The following is a 15,737-nucleotide window of genomic DNA, read 5'->3' as shown; positions in this document are numbered from 1 at the left end:
CACGGAGTTTTTCATGCTGACCATTTCGGCCGCAGAGGTCGACCATGCGCTGACCTTTCCCCGGCTGGTCGAGACGCTGCGCATGGCGTTTCGCGACGGTGCGGTGCAGCCTGTCAGGCATCATCATACGATCGAGCGGCCCGATGGTGCCGCCTCCACACTGCTTTTGATGCCGGCCTGGACCGATCTCAACGCGGCCGGCACGTCGGCCGGCGGTCACGTCGGCGTCAAGATCGTCACCGTGTCGCCCGACAACAATGCCATCGGCAAGCCCGCGGTGATGGGGCTCTATCTTCTGCTCAACGGCGCCACCGGCGAACCCGAGGCCCTGATCGACGGCCAGCGGCTGACACAATGGCGCACCGCCTGCGCTTCGGCGCTCGCGGCCTCCTATCTCGCCCGCGACGATGCCTCGCGGCTGCTTGTGGTCGGCGCCGGCGCGCTGTCGCCCTTCCTCGCCAAGGCGCACTCGGCCGTGCGACCCATCAAGACCATCCGCATCTGGAACCGCACCCCGGCCAATGCCGAGAAAGTCGCGGCCGATCTGTGCGCCCAGGGCTTCGCGGCCAGTGCGGCAAGCGATCTCGATACGGAGCTTGGGCAGGCCGACATCGTCTCCTCGGCGACGATCACGACCACGCCGTTGATCAAGGGCGCATTGTTGCGGCCGGGAACCCATGTCGACCTGGTCGGCGGCTTTACGCCGACGATGCGCGAGAGCGATGACGATGCGATCAGGCTTGCCCGCGTCTATGTCGACACCCGCGCCGGCGCCACCAAGGAAGCCGGCGACATCGTCCAACCGCTGGCCTCCGGCGTGCTGAAGCCGGAAGCCATCGTCGCCGATCTGCACGAATTGGCGCGCGGCCGAAAGAAGGGCCGCGAGAGCGCCGGTGAGATCACGCTGTTCAAGTCGGTCGGAGCGGCGCTCGAGGATCTTGCCGCCGGCATTGCCGTCTACAAAGCGCTCACGGCCTAGTTTACCGTTGCACCCATTTCGGCGCCCATCGCCTCGGCGATGACACGAAAATCGTGATCCCCGATTTCAAAAAGGCCAAAGCGAAGCTGATAACCCCAGTTCGACTTGGCCACGGTGAAGTCCAGCCTGTCGAGCAGCGGCTTGATCGGCGCTTCCTCGGCCTTGGCCCACGCCACATCGCGGCGGAACGGCGTGAAGCCGGCGCCCATATCGCCCTGATAAGGCTCGCCTTCCCGCACGATGCCTATCGCCGTGAAAGCCTGCAGGCCGTCTTTCTCGCCCAAAACAGTGGTCGGCGAATAGTAGACGACGCCATCACCCGGCTTGACGCGACGCAGCGGTGCCGCCTTGCCGTGGTTGACCTGCATGAAGCCGGCTGTGCGACCACGCCGGACATGTTCGGCCGACGCCACCGCGATCCAATACGCGCTCATTTCTGTTCCCCATTGGCCTGTTCCCCGTCGGACAGCCAGTAGACGCGCAGGCGATGATTATCGGGATCGAGCGCGACAAAAGTGCGGCCGAAATCCATGTCGGTCGGCGTCTGCAGGATCTTCAGCCCGCGCCCGGACCAGTCGGCATGGGCGGCATCGACCGCATCGGGCGTATCCAGCGCAAACACGATTTCGGCGCCACCGCCTGACGTGGCGGCTGCCGGCTCCACCGTATGGCGCGACCACAGGCCGAGCTTGAAGCCGGCATCGAGCACGAACAGCACGAAGGTCGGCGAACTTTCGACCGGCTCACGACCGAGCAGCGCGCTGTAGAAGGCACCGCTCTGCTGCGGCTGGTCGACATAGAGGATGACGAAATTCGGGGTGGCCATATCTGCTCTCCAAGGTTCGGTGTTTCGACTTGGCGAACATAAGATAGGCTACTGTCAGAATATGGCAGCAGTCATCGCGGACCACGCGGCTTATCGAGCGTCGTTCGCCATTCCTTGAGCAGCGCCTGGCGACGACGCGGATAGCGCGTGTCCATTGCTTGGAGTTCGGCGATGCGATCGGCGCGAAAATGCCGGAAATCCTGCCGCGTCTCGCACCACGCCACCACCACCCGCACCTTGTCGAAGAAGCCCAGCGCAAATGGCCAGACGACGCGCTGGGACACGGCCCCGCCGGCATCGCGGTAGAGAAAGCCGAGCTTGCGCTCGTTGCGGATGGCCTGCCGCACCAGACCAAGATCGATGCCCTCGGTGGCCGCGGCAGGAGGCCCGACCAGCAGTGTGCTCGCGTCAAGATCCTCGCGCAGATCGTCGGGCAGCACGGCTGCGATCTTGGCCAACGCGTTGGCGGCGGCGGCCGAGAGACGCTGGTCCGGCTGCCTGGCGACCCAGCGCGAGCCGAGCACAATGGCTTCGATCTCCTCGTCGCTGAACATCAGCGGCGGCAGCATGAAGCCGGGCTTGAGCACATAACCCAACCCCGCCTCACCCTCGATCGGCGCGCCCTGGCCCTGCAGCGTGGCGATGTCGCGGTAGAGCGTGCGGATCGAAACGCCCGTCTCGTCGGCAAGCATGTGCCCGCTCACCGGCCGGCGATGCCGGCGCAAGCACTGTATGAGGTCGAGTAGGCGTTCGGAGCGGGACATCGAGCAGATTTGCCTGTTTCTTTGACATTGGTCCATCGCCGGCAGACATAAACCGGAGAGGCCGACCTGTCGGACTTGGTTGCGAAGCCGGTTGCCCTATGTCAAAAGCGGCCACGCCGTTCGGAGTTGCCCCCGCTTGAAGTCTTTTCGCGACAAACGCCGCGACAACCGTCCACATCCATCCGCCAAGAGTGCGGCGGACGTGTCACGCCCGCGTCCCGGCCAGGCTCCTGCCAGACCGGAAGCGCCACCGCGCGAGCGCCATGAGGCGAAGACGGAAAATCGTTCCGAACCGAACTCGGCGCCGCGCATCCTGGCCCGCCGCGAAGGCGCTCTGCCCACTGAACATCTTCCCGTGATCCTGGAAGTGGCGCCCAATGCCGATTATGCGCTGCTCGACAGCGGCACCGGCCAGAAGCTCGAACAATATGGCCCCTACCGGATCGTGCGGCCAGAGGGCCAGGCGATCTGGCAAAAGGCCTTGCCGGCAAAGGAATGGGAGCGCGCCGACGCCGTCTTCACCGGAGACACCGACGAGGAGGGGATCGGCCGCTGGCGTTTCCCGAAGCTGCCGCTCGGCGAGACCTGGCCGATGAAGCATGACGGCATCGACTATCTCGGCCGTTTCACCTCGTTTCGTCATGTCGGCGTCTTTCCGGAGCAGGCCTCCCACTGGGACCACATGGCCGGGCTGATCGCGGCGGCGAAGCGGCCGGTCAAGGTTCTGAACCTGTTCGGCTATACCGGTCTCGCTTCCTTGGTGGCGGCTCGCGCCGGTGCCGAGGTCACCCATGTCGATGCCTCGAAGAAGGCGATCGGCTGGGCCCGCGAAAACCAGGAGATGGCCGGCCTCGGCAGCAAGCCGATCCGCTGGATCGTCGACGACGCGGTCAAATTCGCCGAGCGCGAGGAGCGCCGCGGCAGCCGCTACGATATCATTCTGTTCGACCCGCCGGCCTATGGCCGTGGCCCCAAGGGCGAGGTCTGGCAATTGTTCGAGGACCTGCCCGATTTGACCGACCTCTGCCGGGCGATCCTGACGCCGAAGCCGCTCGCCGTGGTGCTGACCGCCTACTCGATCCGCGCCTCCTTCTTCGCCATCCACGCCCTGATGCGCGATACCTTTGCCGGCATGGGCGGCAAGGTTGAATCGGGTGAGTTGATCATCCGCGAAAAGTCCGCCGGCCGGGCGCTATCGACCTCATTGTTTTCGCGTTGGGTGGCTGAATGAACGAGCGGCATGCAGGCGCACCTGGCCAGGTGAAGGAGGTCACCAGCCTCGCCAATCCGCTGGTCAAGGACATCAAGGCGCTCGCTCAGAAGAAATTCCGCGACCAGCAGAACGCCTTCATGGCCGAGGGGTTGAAGCTGGTCATCGATGCGCTCGATCTCGGCTGGCAGATCAGGACATTGGTTTTCGCCAAGGCCGGGCGCGGCAACGCTGCCGTGGAGAAGGTGGCCGCACGCACGGTTGCGGCAGGCGGCATGGTGCTCGAAGTGTCGGAGAAGGTGCTGGTCGCCATCACCCGTCGCGACAACCCGCAAATGGTGGTCGGCGTCTTTTCGCAAAAATTCCTCGCCTTGAAGGATGTCCGCGCTGACAATGGCGACGTCTGGGTGGCGCTCGACCGGGTGCGCGACCCCGGCAATCTCGGCACTGTCATCCGCACCGTCGATGCCGTCGGCGCCAAAGGCGTCATCCTGGTCGGCGATACCACTGATCCATTCTCCGTGGAGACGGTGCGTGCCACCATGGGTTCGATCTTTGCCGTGCCCGTGGCGAAGGCGACAACCGAGGCTTTCCTCGCCTGGCGAGGCGGGTTTTCAGGCCTCGTCGCCGGAACCCACCTGAAAGGCGCCGTCGACTACCGCTCGGTCGATTTTTCCCGCGGGCCCGTGCTGCTGATGATGGGCAACGAGCAGCAGGGACTGCCCGAAAGCCTAGCTGCGAGTTGCGACAGGCTGCTCAGGATTCCGCAAGCGGGCCGTGCCGATTCGCTCAATCTGGCCGTTGCCACCGGCATCATGCTGTTCGAGATCCGGCGCGGCGCGCTGAAGCTCGAGCCAATCCTGGACCAGCAATGAAGGTTGCCTGCCCGTGAGATCATGGTCTCCCTACGCATTGCTCGTCGTCGCGGCCATCGCGCTCGACCAGTGGATAAAATACCTGGTCGAGGCCGATCTGCCTTTTCAGGAGAAGGTTGATCTGCTGCCCTTCCTGGCGCTGTTTCGCACCTACAATACCGGCATCGCCTTCTCGATGTTCTCGTCCTTCGGCGACACCGGGCTGATCGTCATTTCGCTCGCCGTCGTTGCTTTCGTGCTGTTCCTGGCGACACGGATCGCGCCGTCCCAGATCCTTGCCCGCACCGGCTTTGCGCTGATCGTCGGCGGCGCGCTCGGCAATCTGATCGACCGCGCCGTCTACGGCCACGTCATCGACTACATCCTGTTCCACACGCCGGTCTGGTCCTTCGCCGTCTTCAACCTTGCCGACGCCTTCATTTCGGTTGGCGCGGCGTTGGTCGTCTTCGACGAGCTGGTCGGCTGGCGGCGCGAACCCAAAGCCAGTCCTTCCAAGGATTGACCCCGTGCGGCCATCGCCGCACAGTTCATGTCGTCAAGATCGCGGAGAAAGACATGTCCGAAACCTTCAAAGCCATCCTCGTTTCGCGTGACGCCGAGAAAAAGCAGTCGGTCGCCGTGACCGATCTCACCGAGGCCGACCTGATGGAAGGCGATGTCACTGTCGCGGTCGAGGCAACGACGGTGAACTACAAGGATGGCTTGGCGATCACAGGCAAGGCGCCGGTGATCCGCCGCTGGCCGCTGGTGCCGGGCATCGATTTCGCCGGCACCGTCATTTCGTCCTCGCATCCCGACTGGCGCGCCGGAGACAAGGTCGTGCTGAATGGCTGGGGCGTCGGCGAAACCCATTTCGGTGCCTATGCAGGCCGTGCCCGCGTCAAGGGCGACTGGCTGGTGCCGCTGCCGCAAGGCATCAGCCCGCATGACGCGATGGCCGTCGGCACCGCAGGATATACCGCCATGCTCTGTGTCATGGCCCTGGAGCGGCATGGCATCCTGCCCGATCGCGGCCCGGTGGTGGTGACGGGGGCAGCCGGCGGCGTCGGCTCGGTCGCGGTCTCCATCCTGTCCAGCCTCGGCTACCATGTCATTGCTTCCACCGGCCGCAATGCCGAAAGCCCCTTTCTGATGGACCTTGGCGCCGCCGAGGTGATCTCGCGCGAGGAGCTTGCCCAGCCGGCCAAGCCGCTGGCCAAGGAGCGCTGGGCCGGCGGTATTGACGCTGTCGGCAGCCACACGCTGGCCAATGTGCTCTCGATGACCTCCTATGGCGGCGCGGTCGCCGCCTGCGGCCTGGCCGGCGGCATGGACCTGCCGGCCAGCGTCGCGCCCTTCATCCTGCGCGGTGTCTCATTGCTCGGCATCGATTCAGTGATGGCGCCGAAAGCAGTCCGCCTCGAGGCATGGCGCCGCATCGGCACCGACCTCGATCTGCAGAAGCTCGCCAGCCTGTCCAGCACCATCGGGTTCGACGGCATCGTCGATGCCGCGCGCGATATCGTCGAGGGCAAGATCCGCGGCCGCGTCGTCGTGGATATGTGACTCCGCCCAACTGCCGGAAGGGCGATGCAATCGCCAGATCTGGTGGCAAACCCGCCGCGCCTCGGCAAAAAACGCTCATCCGCTAAAATTGGAACGATCCGCCGCAATTTTCCATAAGCTCTGTCTGGCAAGAATTTCGCATGATCGCGCAATCCGGCAGCCAACAGGCGGACACTGGCGACGATGTCGATGCGGTGCTCCCGCCGGCGTCGACGCGGCGCTTCGTCGCCGCGCCGCCGCTGGTGCCCGAGCCGGAATTCTCCAGGCGCGAAGGCCTGTCCTTTCTGACATTCGTCGCCATCGTGGTGATGGCCGGGCTGGCGCACCTGACCGGGGCACCGATGTTCATCAGCGTTGCATTGCTCGCAACCGGCCTAGCCGGCCTTGCCATGCATCTGCGCGCCAGGCGCAGCGAACATCGCACCGCCGCCCTTCTTGACGAAACCACGGCCCGCAGCCGCGCCGAGATCGAGACGCTGGCCGACCGCATGTGGGAGATGCAGGAGAGCGATGAGCGCTTTCGTGGCCTGATCGACGCGCTTGGCGATCTCGTCATCCATCGCGACCGCGACGGCTACATCGTCTATGCCAACAAGGTCTTCGCCGATCTCGTCGAGATCGACCAGCGCGATCTTGCCGGCAAGACCCTGGCGGAACTCGGCATCGAGGTCGGCATGGTTCCCGATGCCGCCTTTTCCGACCATGAGTGCCTGAGTTCCACCGATGTCTCTATCAGCACGCCGAGCGGGCAGCGCTGGTTCTCCTGGATCGAACTGTCGGTGCGCGACAAGGACAGTGGCGCGGTTTCGCACCGCGCCATCGCCCGCGACATCACCGCCCGCAAACGCGCCGAGTCCTCGCTGATCACCGCACGCGAACGGGCCGAATATGCCAGCCAGGCCAAATCGCGTTTCCTCGCCACCGTCAGCCATGAAATCCGCACCCCGATGAACGGCATCATGGGCATGGCCAGGTTGCTCGCCGACACCAGCCTGTCGCCGGAGCAGCAGACCTATGTCGGCGCCGTCTCGACCTCAGCCAGCGCATTGCTTGCCCTGATCGAGGATCTTCTCGACTATTCCAAGATCGAAGCCGGGCGTTTCGACCCGGAGCCGCAGCCGATGTCGGTGCGCGAGATCGCCGACAACATCATCGAATTGCTGGCGGCGCGCGCCTTCGCCAAGGATATCGGGCTGGGTTGTCATGTCGAACCCGACGTGCCGCAATTGATCACCGCCGATCCAGGCAAGGTCAGGCAGGTGCTTCTCAACCTCATCGGCAACGCCATCAAGTTCACCGACAGCGGCGGCGTGCTGGTGAGCATTGCACGCGCACGCACCGAAACCAGCGACCGCATATGCTTTACCATCGCCGATACCGGTCCGGGCCTGCATGATGCCGACCTGGAGCGCATTTTCGAGGAGTTCGAGCAGGCCGACGGCACGTCGACACGCACACATGGCGGGGCCGGCCTCGGCCTTGCCATCTCCAGGCGCCTGGTGGCCGCCATGGGTGGCACGATCTCGGTATCCAGCCGGCTCGGCCAGGGATCCGAGTTCGTCTTCGAAGTCCCTGCGACAGCGGCCACCGAAGCGCCGCAGGGCCGCCAGAATGCTCTCTCGGGCAGACGCGTGGTGATCCTGTCGAAGAACGCCGTCGAGGCCGACGCCATCGCCCGCACCATCCGTGCCAACGGTGGCGCGGTCGACATCGCCACCACCGCCGCACAGGCCGCGCCTTTCGCCGCCGGCTGCGACGCGATCCTGGTCGATGCAGCGATGGAGGAAGGCGACGGAAGGCTGCTCAAGCGCCTGCGCCAGAGCGGTTTCTCCGACTGTGAGGCGATCACGCTGATCGCGCCGACAGATCGCGGCATGCTTGGCGAGTTCCGCGCCAGCGGCTACGCAACCTTCCTGGCCAGGCCGGTGCGCGGCGGAACACTTTTGCGTGTACTGTTGAGCAGCCATGCTCCGAGCCTCGGCCCGCCGCAGCCGGAAAAGCGCGGCGCGCCGACACTGCGCGCCGTCGGCAACCGCCAGCGCGGCCTGTCGGTGCTGATCGCCGAGGACAATGACATCAATGCCATGCTGGCCCGCGCCACGCTGCTGAAGGCCGGGCATCGCGTCAGGGTGGTCGGCAACGGCAAGGCGGCCGTCGAGGCTGTCACCGGCGCCGCGCACAAGGACCGCTTCGACGTGGTCTTGATGGATCTGCACATGCCGGTCATGGACGGGCTGGACGCGATTGCCGCCATCCGCCGCCATGAGGAAGAAAGTGCCGTGCGGCCGGTGCCGATCATGGTGCTGTCGGCCGACAGCCAGGAAAAGACCCGCCATGCGGTGTTGGCCCATGGAGCCAGCGGCTTTGTCACCAAGCCGCTCGACCCCGAGGCGCTGGTCAATGCCGTCGAGGGCCAGGTCGTCGCGGCCTGAGCTTTCCACCGCCCATTCCGCACCGGGCGATCACTTAAACGTAGCCGGTTGATCGTATTCGCCAGCCGACGAAGTATTGCCCACGACGTCGTATCACGGTACTGTCACAATCCTGTTGCACCTACACCGTATCCCCGTGCCAAGAGGGATGGCTCGAAGGAGAATCACTCGTGCATACAGTTATGCCGGAATGTGACACTCGGCCGAACGCCAGCAGCGCCTTGCTTGCCGGACGTAACGTCGATTCCGTCATAAAGGGCGCGGCACTAGGCCGTATAGGCAATCTTGAAGTGCGGCTCGCTCGCAACGAGGCCGAGATCGCGGCCGCGCAGGAAGTGCGCTACCGGGTGTTCTACGACGAACTTGGCGCCAGGAAGGACCTGTTCCAGGCCCATGACCGCCGTGACGCCGACCGCTTCGATCCGCTCTGCGACCATCTGCTGGTTTTGGACACCACGCTTTCCGGTCCCGAACATCGCCGCATCGTCGGCACATATCGGCTGCTGCGGCAAGAAATCGCGGCCACGGCCGGCGGTTTCTATTCCGAAGGTGAATTCGAGCTGACCAAGCTCATTGCCCGTCACCCCGGCCAGCGTTTCCTTGAACTCGGCCGCTCCTGCGTCTTGCCGGAATACCGCTCGAAGCGCACCATCGAAGCGTTGTGGCAAGGCATCTGGGCTTACATCAACCATTATGAAATCGGTGTGATGACCGGTTGCGCTTCCTTTCACGGCACCGTGCCGGCGGCGCATGCCGAGGCGCTCACCTACCTCGCCCACCACTGCCGCACAAATTCGGCCTGGGATGTACGCGCGGTCTCCGGGCGCTACTGCTCGATGGACCTGATGCCGATCGAGGCGGTCAATGCCAAGGCGGCGATCGCCGCGATGCCGCCTCTGGTCAAGGGCTATCTGCGTGTCGGCGCCCGCATCGGCGATGGCTGCGTCATCGATCGCGAATTCTCGACGGTCGATGTGTTCGTCGTGATGCCGGTCAAGGAGATCGGCGCACGCTACGTCAACTATTACGGCGGGGAAGCCCAGCGCTTCGCTGCGTGAGGCTAGCGAATAGAAGGTAGCGGGAGCTATCTCGTTCAACCCCTATTCGCTATTCGCTTCCTTTTCACAAAATATCTTCCGGCCGCCTGCCGGGCCGGCTCTTGTAGGACGGAAACGACCAGCCGAATTTGAGCGCGCCGCCACGCACAAGGAACGCCGCCGCAAAACCGGCAAAATCCGAGGCGAGCGGCGGCAGTCCGGCAAGATCGCCAAGCGTGTAAAGGCCGGCACCTGCAAGGGCCGCCGTGACATAGATTTCGGGCCTGAGCAGCACCGATGGCTCGCCGGCAAGGAGATCGCGCAGAATGCCGCCGAAAGTGGCGGTGAGCACGCCGGTGATGACGGAGACGACCGGCGAACCGGTAATCGCAAGCCCCTTGGCCGCGCCCATCACCGAAAAAGCGGCGAGCCCGATGGCGTCGAGCCAGAGCAGCCATTTCCAGCGCGATTCGAGACGATGCGCGCTGAAGAAGACCAGCACCGCAACCGCGGCGCAGACCAGCACATAGCCGGAGTTGGCGACCCAGAAAACCGGCAGGTTGAGGATGACGTCGCGAAGCGTGCCGCCACCTATCCCGGTGACGCTGGCCAGGAACAGGAAGCCGATAATGTCGAGCTGCTTGCGCGAAGCCGCAAGCGCTCCGGTCGCCGCGAAGACGGCGACACCGGCATAGTCGAGAAGCGCGATGGGGTTCATGGCAGGCCAGGGGAGTAAGGGAATAGGGCAGTAAGGCAGTATGTTTAGCACGAAGCCGCACGGAAGGTGCGATTGCCCTTTTCCCTACTGCCCTACTCCCTTAACTATGCATCTTTCTCAGCCTGCTCGTTTACCGGCCCCGGCTCGACCGCCGCTTCAGCGGCGGCAAACTTCGGACCGCCTTTGGCGACGCCGACCATAGCCGGGCGCAGCACGCGGTCGCCGATCGAATAGCCCGGCTGCACGACCTGGACCACGGTGTTGGCCGGGACGTCCGGATTGGGCACTTCGAACATCGCCTGGTGGAAATTGGGATCGAACTTCTCGCCTTCCGGCGCGAGCTTCTTGACCCCATGCCGTTCCAGCGCCGACAGCATGGCGCGCTCGGTGAGGTCGACGCCTTCGATCAGCGCCTTGAAGCCGGCGTCACCCGATGCCTTGGCCTCGGCGGGAATCGCATCCAGCGCGCGGCGCAGATTGTCCGACACCGAAAGCATGTCGCGGGCGAAATTCGCGACCGCGTAGGTGCGCGCATCGTGAACATCGCGCGCCGTGCGGCGACGCAGGTTTTCCATCTCGGCCGCCACGCGCAGCGCGCGGTCCTTCAGCTCTTCATTTTCCTTCAGCAGCCGGACAAGGGCTTCATAGTCGCCGTCGGTGCTGCCTTCCGTGCGCTCGGCTGCGGGCTCGGTCGCCTCGACTTCATCGGGCGCGCGTTCGTCTTTTGCCTGGTCGCTCATCGCCGTTTCCCGTTAATCTCGAATGATGTGGATTTTGTGCCCGATATCGATGTTTGGCAGCCAAAAATCAAGGGGTAAGCGATTATGGAAGCCACCGGCCAAGGCCGGACAATGGCAGGCAAGGCATTTCGATTTTAATTCAAATTTTACCTTAACTGCCGGCTTTGCTTGCCCCACAGGCAGGATGGGGGAACCATTCCCTTGCTGGAGGAGTTTCGAAGCCGACACAGGATTTTGAGACGATGACCCGCAACACGGGCGAAAAGGCAGAAGGGCTGGCCATCGAGGTCAGGCGCCAGTTGGGTGCCGAGGCGGTGACCCGCTTTCTACGCACCTTGCCGGCCTTCCGCACCGAGGCCGACATTCCCGACCGGCTCCGAGAACTGCTCGACCGCCTCGATGGGGCGGAGCGCGGTGACATCGGCTGGCGCCGGCGTTAACGCAACAATCGATCTTGGCAGCAAACCTCCTATCGGCAATAGCCGGGGAGAGCCGAACCATCTAAGGATAGATGTGTTGTGGTTCAAAATGGAGGACGTAGTGCGCAAGGTTTCGATCACCTCATCGCTGATGGCGCTTGTCGGCCTCGGCGCCATCACCTTGGCGGCTTTTCCGGCACAAGCAGACAATCTGCAGCTGCAATTGGGCAAACATGGCCCGCGGCTGAAGCTCATGGAAGATTGCGACCCCGCCTATGACGATTGCGAAGGCCCCCGTCGCGACGACCGGCGCGACCGCCGTCAACGAGGCTGCACGGAGGACCGGGCCCTCGACAAGGCAGACCGAATGGGCATCCGCCGCGCAAGGATAGAGTCCGTCGGCCGCCGGGAGATCACAGTCCGCGGCAGACAGGGTGGCGACCGCGTGCGCGTGACTTTTGGCACCGAGCGCGGCTGTCCCATCCTCGATCGCGAATAGCGATCGACCTCAGCGGAAAACCGACGCTCAGGATCATCAGCAGGTCGAACCGGCGGTTGGCTGGCTCGACCGCCGGGCCACGCGACAATTACGCACAGTAATTTTGCGTGATGTCGCCTTGCGGCGGCGAGGCACCCCGCCTATGCTTCCTGATGAACATGATTTCCCCTGAGACGGTCGCCAACAGCAAGCGCGCCTGGCTGAAGATTCTCGCCCGCTACAAGAAGCCTGACAGGCGGCGCAGCACCGTCGAACTCGCCATCACTCTCATTCCATTCGCCATACTCTGGGGCCTGTCCTCGGCGGCCTATGCCTATGGCCATTGGTGGGGACTTATCCTCATCCTTCCCGCGGCCGGGTTTCTGGTGCGCATCTTCATGATCCAGCACGATTGCGGCCACGGCTCCTTCTTCGCCAATCGCTACGCGGACGACTGGATCGGCCGCGCGCTCGGCATCCTGACGCTGACACCCTACGATTGCTGGCGGCGCGCCCACGCGACGCACCACGCCAGCGCCGGCAATCTTGACGAACGCGGCATGGGCGACATCCGGACGCTGACCGTTGCAGAATACCGGCAGATGTCGTGGCGAGGCCGCCTTGCCTATCGTCTCTATCGCCACCCGCTGGTGATGTTCGGGCTCGGTCCGATCTGGCTGTTCATCTTCGAGCAAAGGCTGCCCGTCGGCATGATGCGCGGCGGCCTGACCCCTTGGGTGTCGTCGATGACCACCAATCTTGGCATCGCGGTCGCAGCAGCCATCCTCATTTGGTTCGTCGGTCCCGGCGCGTTCCTGGTGGTCCACCTGCCGATCGTCATCCTCGCCGGTTCGGCCGGCATCTGGCTGTTCTATGTCCAGCACCAGTTCGAGGAAACGGAATGGGCGAAGGATGTCGACTGGGAATTCCAGCACGCTGCCTTGCACGGATCGTCCTATTACGACCTCCCGCCGGTGCTGAACTGGTTCACCGGCAACATCGGTGTCCATCACGTCCATCACCTCTCCGCCAAGGTGCCGTGCTACCGGTTGCAGGAAGTGCTGCGGGATTATCCCGAGCTGCGCGACATCGGCCGTGTCACGCTGCTGGAAAGCCTGCGCTGCGTTAAACTGGCGTTGTGGGACGAGAACCGCCGCAAGCTGGTGTCGTTCCGCGAGGCACGGGCGGCAGCTTAAGCAATTCCAGCAGAGGTGGTGAACGGTTTCCAGGGAAAGCGCGTAACGTTTTCCCTGAGGCAATTGCGTCAAACCAAGAAAAGTAAAACGACCGCCAGTCTATAGGCACCGCGGCCTGGAGCTCCTATCAGGCAGCCCTGATCATGTCGGCGGCCTTTTCGGCGATCATGATGGTTGGCGCATTGGTGTTGCCACTAATCAGTGTCGGCATCACCGAGGCGTCCACGACACGCAAGGCTTCAAGCCCGCGCACCTTGAGTTGCGGATCGACCACCGCCATCTCGTCGACCCCCATCCGACAGGAGCCGACCGGGTGATAGACCGTGTCGGCGCGGGTACGGATATGGGTCATCAGATCGGCATCGCTCGGCTCGCCGGCGATGTGCATTTCCTTGTACCGGTAGCGCGTCAGCGCCGGTGAAGCCAGCACCTGCCGGGTGATCCTCACGCCTTTCAACAGCAGCTCCGCATCGCGCTGGTCGCCGAGAAAGCGCGGATCGATGCGCGGCGCGGCAAGTGGATCGGCACTGGCCAGCCCAACCTCGCCACGCGAGTGCGGCCGCAATATGCAGACATGACAGGAGAAGCCGAAGCCGTAGTGCAGCGTGCGCGCATGGTTTTCGACCAGCCCGATGACGAATTGCAGCTGCAGGTCAGGGCGCTCAAGCGCCGGGTCGGATTTGACGAAAGCGCCGCTCTCGGCCGCCGGCGAGGCGATCAGCCCGGTCCCATCCCGCCGCCACTGCGCGATATGCCGTAGGAAACCCAACGCGCCGCGCGGGCTCATGCCAAGCATATCGGTGTCCTTCGATCTCCAGCCGACGATGAAATCGAGGTGGTCCTGCAGGTTCTTGCCGACGCCCGGCAATTCGTGGACGACGGGAACGCCATGCACGGCAAGTTCGGCCGCCGGGCCGATACCCGACAGCAACAGAAGCTGCGGCGAACCGAAGGCACCGCCACACAGGATCACCTCGCACGACGCCTGCGCCACTGCCTCGCCTTTGCGGGTCCGGTAGCGGATACCGGTGGCCCGCTTGCCGTCAAGGACGATGCCTGTGGCGTGCGCCCGCGTGATCACGGTCAGATTGGCCCGCTGCATCACCGGATGGAGATAGGCGGCGGCAGCCGAACAGCGCTCGCCATTGCGGGCGCCACCGGCGAACTGCGTCACCTGGAAATAGCCTGCGCCCTCTTGTTCCGGTCCGTTGAAATCGTCCGAGGCGCGAATCTGGTTTTCGGCACAAGCCTCTATGAAGGCCTTGGCGATTGGCCTCGGCGAGCGCTGGTTCGACACTTTCAGCGGACCGTCCCCGCCATGCAGGGCATCAGTGCCGCGCTCATTGCCTTCGGCGCGCCGGAAATAGGGCAGAACCTCATCCCACGACCAGCCCTCACAGCCCAGATCGGCCCATTCGTCATAGTCGCTGCGATGGCCCCTGACATAGAGCATCGCATTGATGGCGCTGGAGCCGCCCAGCGCCTTGCCGCGCGGCTGGTAGCCGTTGCGGCCGCCAAGACCTTGCTGCGGCACGGTTTCGAAGGCCCAGTTGTTGATCCTGGGCCGGCCGGAAAGCATACCGATAATGCCAGCCGGAGCGCGGATCAGCATATCCCTGCCCTCACCGCCAGCTTCGATCAGGCAGACCGTTTTCGAGGGATCTTCCGAAAGCCGTGCGGCAAGCGCACAGCCGGCGGACCCACCGCCGGCTATGACATAGTCGTAACGCATGAAGACCCCTCCCCGATCATTCCGGATTTTCCATCCGGAAGCTCAAGAGAAGGCTTGAACAGGGGGCGTTGTAAAGACGCGCGGAATTACCGCAACGTCAGCTGCTGCGAACGCGCCGCCAGGAGTATTTCGGGCCTTTTGGTTCCGGCACGGCGGCTGGCTGGTAGTAGAGCCCCAATCCGCCGGTGCGGCCCTCCTCCAGGCGCTTCAACAGCACGGGGTTCGATATCTCGAACTCGTCGAAGCCCAGGCGCAGCATATGCGGCAGTTGGTCGACCAGTACCTGGCCCGTGGCGCGAACGGCACCTTCGAAATGGTAGCGGCCGCGCAGCAGTTCTCCCTTGGAGAAGGAGCGGCCGTCGCTGAAGGCCGGAAAGGCCAGCGCCACCAGCGACAGCTGGTCGAGCAGGTCGGCGATCTTCTCGAGTGGATCACCCGGCTGCAGCAGGACGCCGAGCCGTTCCTTGGCCGAGCGGCGCACCTCCGGATCGAGATCGAGGAAGACTTGCAACGGCAGGATGAAGCGGCCGTTGCCGGACAGCGCATCGGCGCTTTCGGCATGCGTCCACTCATCCTCCTGAAAACCCGCAGGGGTCCAGAGCCGGGTCTCCGGTGTCGTCGGTCCAGTCATCAAAAAGTTCCTAAACAGTCAAACGAAACCAAGGATGTGTTGAGATTCAGGTCAGGCTGCGCCGAAAATGGCGGCTTCCGAGAACCGGAGCGGAGCGTACTTGAAGTACGTGAGCACCGGAAGCGCAGGAAGCCGCCGTTTGCAGGCCAGCCTCA

At 64.1% G+C, this 15,737-nt stretch carries 17 protein-coding genes; 10 read left to right on the top strand and 7 right to left on the bottom strand.

What is annotated here, in order from left to right; genetic code table 11:
* Positions 1-13: 13 nt before the first annotated feature.
* Positions 14-979 carry an ornithine cyclodeaminase family protein gene (locus A9K65_RS09095; RefSeq protein WP_064995564.1) on the top strand — a complete coding sequence of 322 codons (966 nt, stop codon included), beginning with the start codon at positions 14-16 and terminating at the stop codon, positions 977-979.
* Here A9K65_RS09095 and A9K65_RS09090 read toward each other — a convergent pair.
* From A9K65_RS09090 to A9K65_RS09080, 3 genes are all read right to left on the bottom strand, one after another.
* Positions 976-1,413, bottom strand: a complete 438-nt coding sequence (locus tag A9K65_RS09090) for an EVE domain-containing protein (protein ID WP_013529580.1) — start codon at positions 1,411-1,413, stop codon at positions 976-978. The genes A9K65_RS09095 and A9K65_RS09090 overlap by 4 nt on opposite strands.
* A complete protein-coding gene (locus tag A9K65_RS09085; RefSeq protein WP_013529579.1) occupies positions 1,410-1,805 on the bottom strand; it encodes a VOC family protein in 396 nt (131 codons plus the stop codon). Before A9K65_RS09085 ends, A9K65_RS09090 begins: the two co-directional genes overlap by 4 nt.
* Before the next feature lie 71 nt (positions 1,806-1,876).
* Positions 1,877-2,569: a YafY family protein gene (locus A9K65_RS09080; RefSeq protein WP_064995563.1), complete on the bottom strand. Its 693-nt coding sequence runs from the start codon at positions 2,567-2,569 to the stop codon at positions 1,877-1,879.
* 136 nt (positions 2,570-2,705) lie between these two features.
* On the opposite strand from A9K65_RS09080, the gene A9K65_RS09075 reads away from it, so the two are divergent.
* The 6 genes from A9K65_RS09075 to A9K65_RS09050 all read left to right on the top strand — a co-directional run bounded on the left by A9K65_RS09075 (position 2,706) and on the right by A9K65_RS09050 (position 9,689).
* Positions 2,706-3,800 (top strand): class I SAM-dependent rRNA methyltransferase, encoded by a 1,095-nt coding sequence (locus tag A9K65_RS09075; protein WP_013529577.1) that lies wholly within the window; start codon positions 2,706-2,708, stop codon positions 3,798-3,800.
* Positions 3,797-4,654, top strand: a complete 858-nt coding sequence (locus A9K65_RS09070; RefSeq protein WP_013529576.1) for an RNA methyltransferase — start codon at positions 3,797-3,799, stop codon at positions 4,652-4,654. The genes A9K65_RS09075 and A9K65_RS09070 overlap by 4 nt, the downstream gene beginning before the upstream one ends.
* 13 nt (positions 4,655-4,667) lie before the next feature.
* Positions 4,668-5,156 carry a signal peptidase II gene (gene lspA, locus A9K65_RS09065; protein WP_013529575.1) on the top strand — a complete coding sequence of 163 codons (489 nt, stop codon included), beginning with the start codon at positions 4,668-4,670 and terminating at the stop codon, positions 5,154-5,156.
* Positions 5,157-5,209: 53 nt separating this feature from the next.
* A complete protein-coding gene (locus A9K65_RS09060) occupies positions 5,210-6,199 on the top strand; it encodes an MDR family oxidoreductase (RefSeq protein WP_024502831.1) in 990 nt (329 codons plus the stop codon).
* A 140-nt stretch (positions 6,200-6,339) separates the two neighbouring features.
* Complete coding sequence (locus A9K65_RS09055; RefSeq protein WP_027161326.1) at positions 6,340-8,631, top strand: PAS domain-containing hybrid sensor histidine kinase/response regulator; 2,292 nt, start codon at positions 6,340-6,342, stop codon at positions 8,629-8,631.
* A 182-nt stretch (positions 8,632-8,813) separates the two neighbouring features.
* On the top strand, positions 8,814-9,689 hold the full coding sequence (locus A9K65_RS09050; protein WP_023812526.1) for a GNAT family N-acetyltransferase: 876 nt from the start codon (positions 8,814-8,816) through the stop codon (positions 9,687-9,689).
* Positions 9,690-9,753: 64 nt separating this feature from the next.
* On the opposite strand, the gene A9K65_RS09045 is transcribed toward A9K65_RS09050, so the two are convergent.
* Positions 9,754-10,386, bottom strand: coding sequence for a trimeric intracellular cation channel family protein (locus tag A9K65_RS09045; RefSeq protein ID WP_064995562.1), 633 nt, complete (start codon positions 10,384-10,386; stop codon positions 9,754-9,756).
* 104 nt (positions 10,387-10,490) lie between these two features.
* Entirely contained in the window at positions 10,491-11,126 is a 636-nt protein-coding gene (gene grpE / locus A9K65_RS09040; RefSeq protein WP_064995561.1) for a nucleotide exchange factor GrpE, read from the bottom strand.
* A gap of 242 nt (positions 11,127-11,368) precedes the next feature.
* Between grpE and A9K65_RS09035 the strand changes: the two genes are divergently transcribed.
* The 3 genes from A9K65_RS09035 (at position 11,369) to A9K65_RS09025 (ending at position 13,219) form a co-directional block, all read left to right on the top strand.
* Entirely contained in the window at positions 11,369-11,566 is a 198-nt protein-coding gene (locus A9K65_RS09035; RefSeq protein WP_024502834.1) for a hypothetical protein, read from the top strand.
* 100 nt (positions 11,567-11,666) lie between these two features.
* Complete coding sequence (locus A9K65_RS09030; RefSeq protein WP_024502835.1) at positions 11,667-12,044, top strand: hypothetical protein; 378 nt, start codon at positions 11,667-11,669, stop codon at positions 12,042-12,044.
* Between the two features lie 152 nt (positions 12,045-12,196).
* Complete coding sequence (locus A9K65_RS09025; RefSeq protein ID WP_013529567.1) at positions 12,197-13,219, top strand: fatty acid desaturase; 1,023 nt, start codon at positions 12,197-12,199, stop codon at positions 13,217-13,219.
* 127 nt (positions 13,220-13,346) lie between these two features.
* On the opposite strand, the gene A9K65_RS09020 is transcribed toward A9K65_RS09025, so the two are convergent.
* Both A9K65_RS09020 and A9K65_RS09015 read right to left on the bottom strand, forming a co-directional pair.
* Positions 13,347-14,951, bottom strand: a complete 1,605-nt coding sequence (locus A9K65_RS09020) for a GMC family oxidoreductase N-terminal domain-containing protein (protein WP_064995560.1) — start codon at positions 14,949-14,951, stop codon at positions 13,347-13,349.
* 97 nt (positions 14,952-15,048) lie between these two features.
* Positions 15,049-15,582: a DUF934 domain-containing protein gene (locus tag A9K65_RS09015; RefSeq protein WP_064995559.1), complete on the bottom strand. Its 534-nt coding sequence runs from the start codon at positions 15,580-15,582 to the stop codon at positions 15,049-15,051.
* Between the last annotated feature and the right edge of the window lie 155 nt (positions 15,583-15,737).

It is taken from the genome of Mesorhizobium sp. WSM1497 (assembly GCF_001672455.2).
Taxonomy (GTDB): domain Bacteria; phylum Pseudomonadota; class Alphaproteobacteria; order Rhizobiales; family Rhizobiaceae; genus Mesorhizobium; species Mesorhizobium ciceri.
The sequence above is the reverse complement of the archived record's forward strand: the minus strand, read 5'-3'. Positions and strand labels throughout refer to the sequence as shown.

Bases quoted from the DNA above. Each gene is read 5' to 3' on its own strand.
- A9K65_RS09070 (WP_013529576.1), top strand. From the start codon at position 3,797: ATGAACGAGCGGCATGCAGGCGCACCTGGCCAGGTGAAGGAGGTCACC.
- A9K65_RS09055 (WP_027161326.1), top strand. From the start codon at position 6,340: ATGATCGCGCAATCCGGCAGCCAACAGGCGGACACTGGCGACGATGTC.
- A9K65_RS09080 (WP_064995563.1), bottom strand. From the start codon at position 2,569: ATGTCCCGCTCCGAACGCCTACTCGACCTCATACAGTGCTTGCGCCGG.
- grpE (WP_064995561.1), bottom strand. From the start codon at position 11,126: ATGAGCGACCAGGCAAAAGACGAACGCGCGCCCGATGAAGTCGAGGCG.
- A9K65_RS09025 (WP_013529567.1), top strand. From the start codon at position 12,197: ATGAACATGATTTCCCCTGAGACGGTCGCCAACAGCAAGCGCGCCTGG.
- A9K65_RS09085 (WP_013529579.1), bottom strand. From the start codon at position 1,805: ATGGCCACCCCGAATTTCGTCATCCTCTATGTCGACCAGCCGCAGCAG.
- A9K65_RS09035 (WP_024502834.1), top strand. From the start codon at position 11,369: ATGACCCGCAACACGGGCGAAAAGGCAGAAGGGCTGGCCATCGAGGTC.
- A9K65_RS09045 (WP_064995562.1), bottom strand. From the start codon at position 10,386: ATGAACCCCATCGCGCTTCTCGACTATGCCGGTGTCGCCGTCTTCGCG.
- A9K65_RS09060 (WP_024502831.1), top strand. From the start codon at position 5,210: ATGTCCGAAACCTTCAAAGCCATCCTCGTTTCGCGTGACGCCGAGAAA.
- A9K65_RS09090 (WP_013529580.1), bottom strand. From the start codon at position 1,413: ATGAGCGCGTATTGGATCGCGGTGGCGTCGGCCGAACATGTCCGGCGT.
- A9K65_RS09020 (WP_064995560.1), bottom strand. From the start codon at position 14,951: ATGCGTTACGACTATGTCATAGCCGGCGGTGGGTCCGCCGGCTGTGCG.
- A9K65_RS09095 (WP_064995564.1), top strand. From the start codon at position 14: ATGCTGACCATTTCGGCCGCAGAGGTCGACCATGCGCTGACCTTTCCC.
- A9K65_RS09050 (WP_023812526.1), top strand. From the start codon at position 8,814: ATGCCGGAATGTGACACTCGGCCGAACGCCAGCAGCGCCTTGCTTGCC.
- A9K65_RS09015 (WP_064995559.1), bottom strand. From the start codon at position 15,582: ATGACTGGACCGACGACACCGGAGACCCGGCTCTGGACCCCTGCGGGT.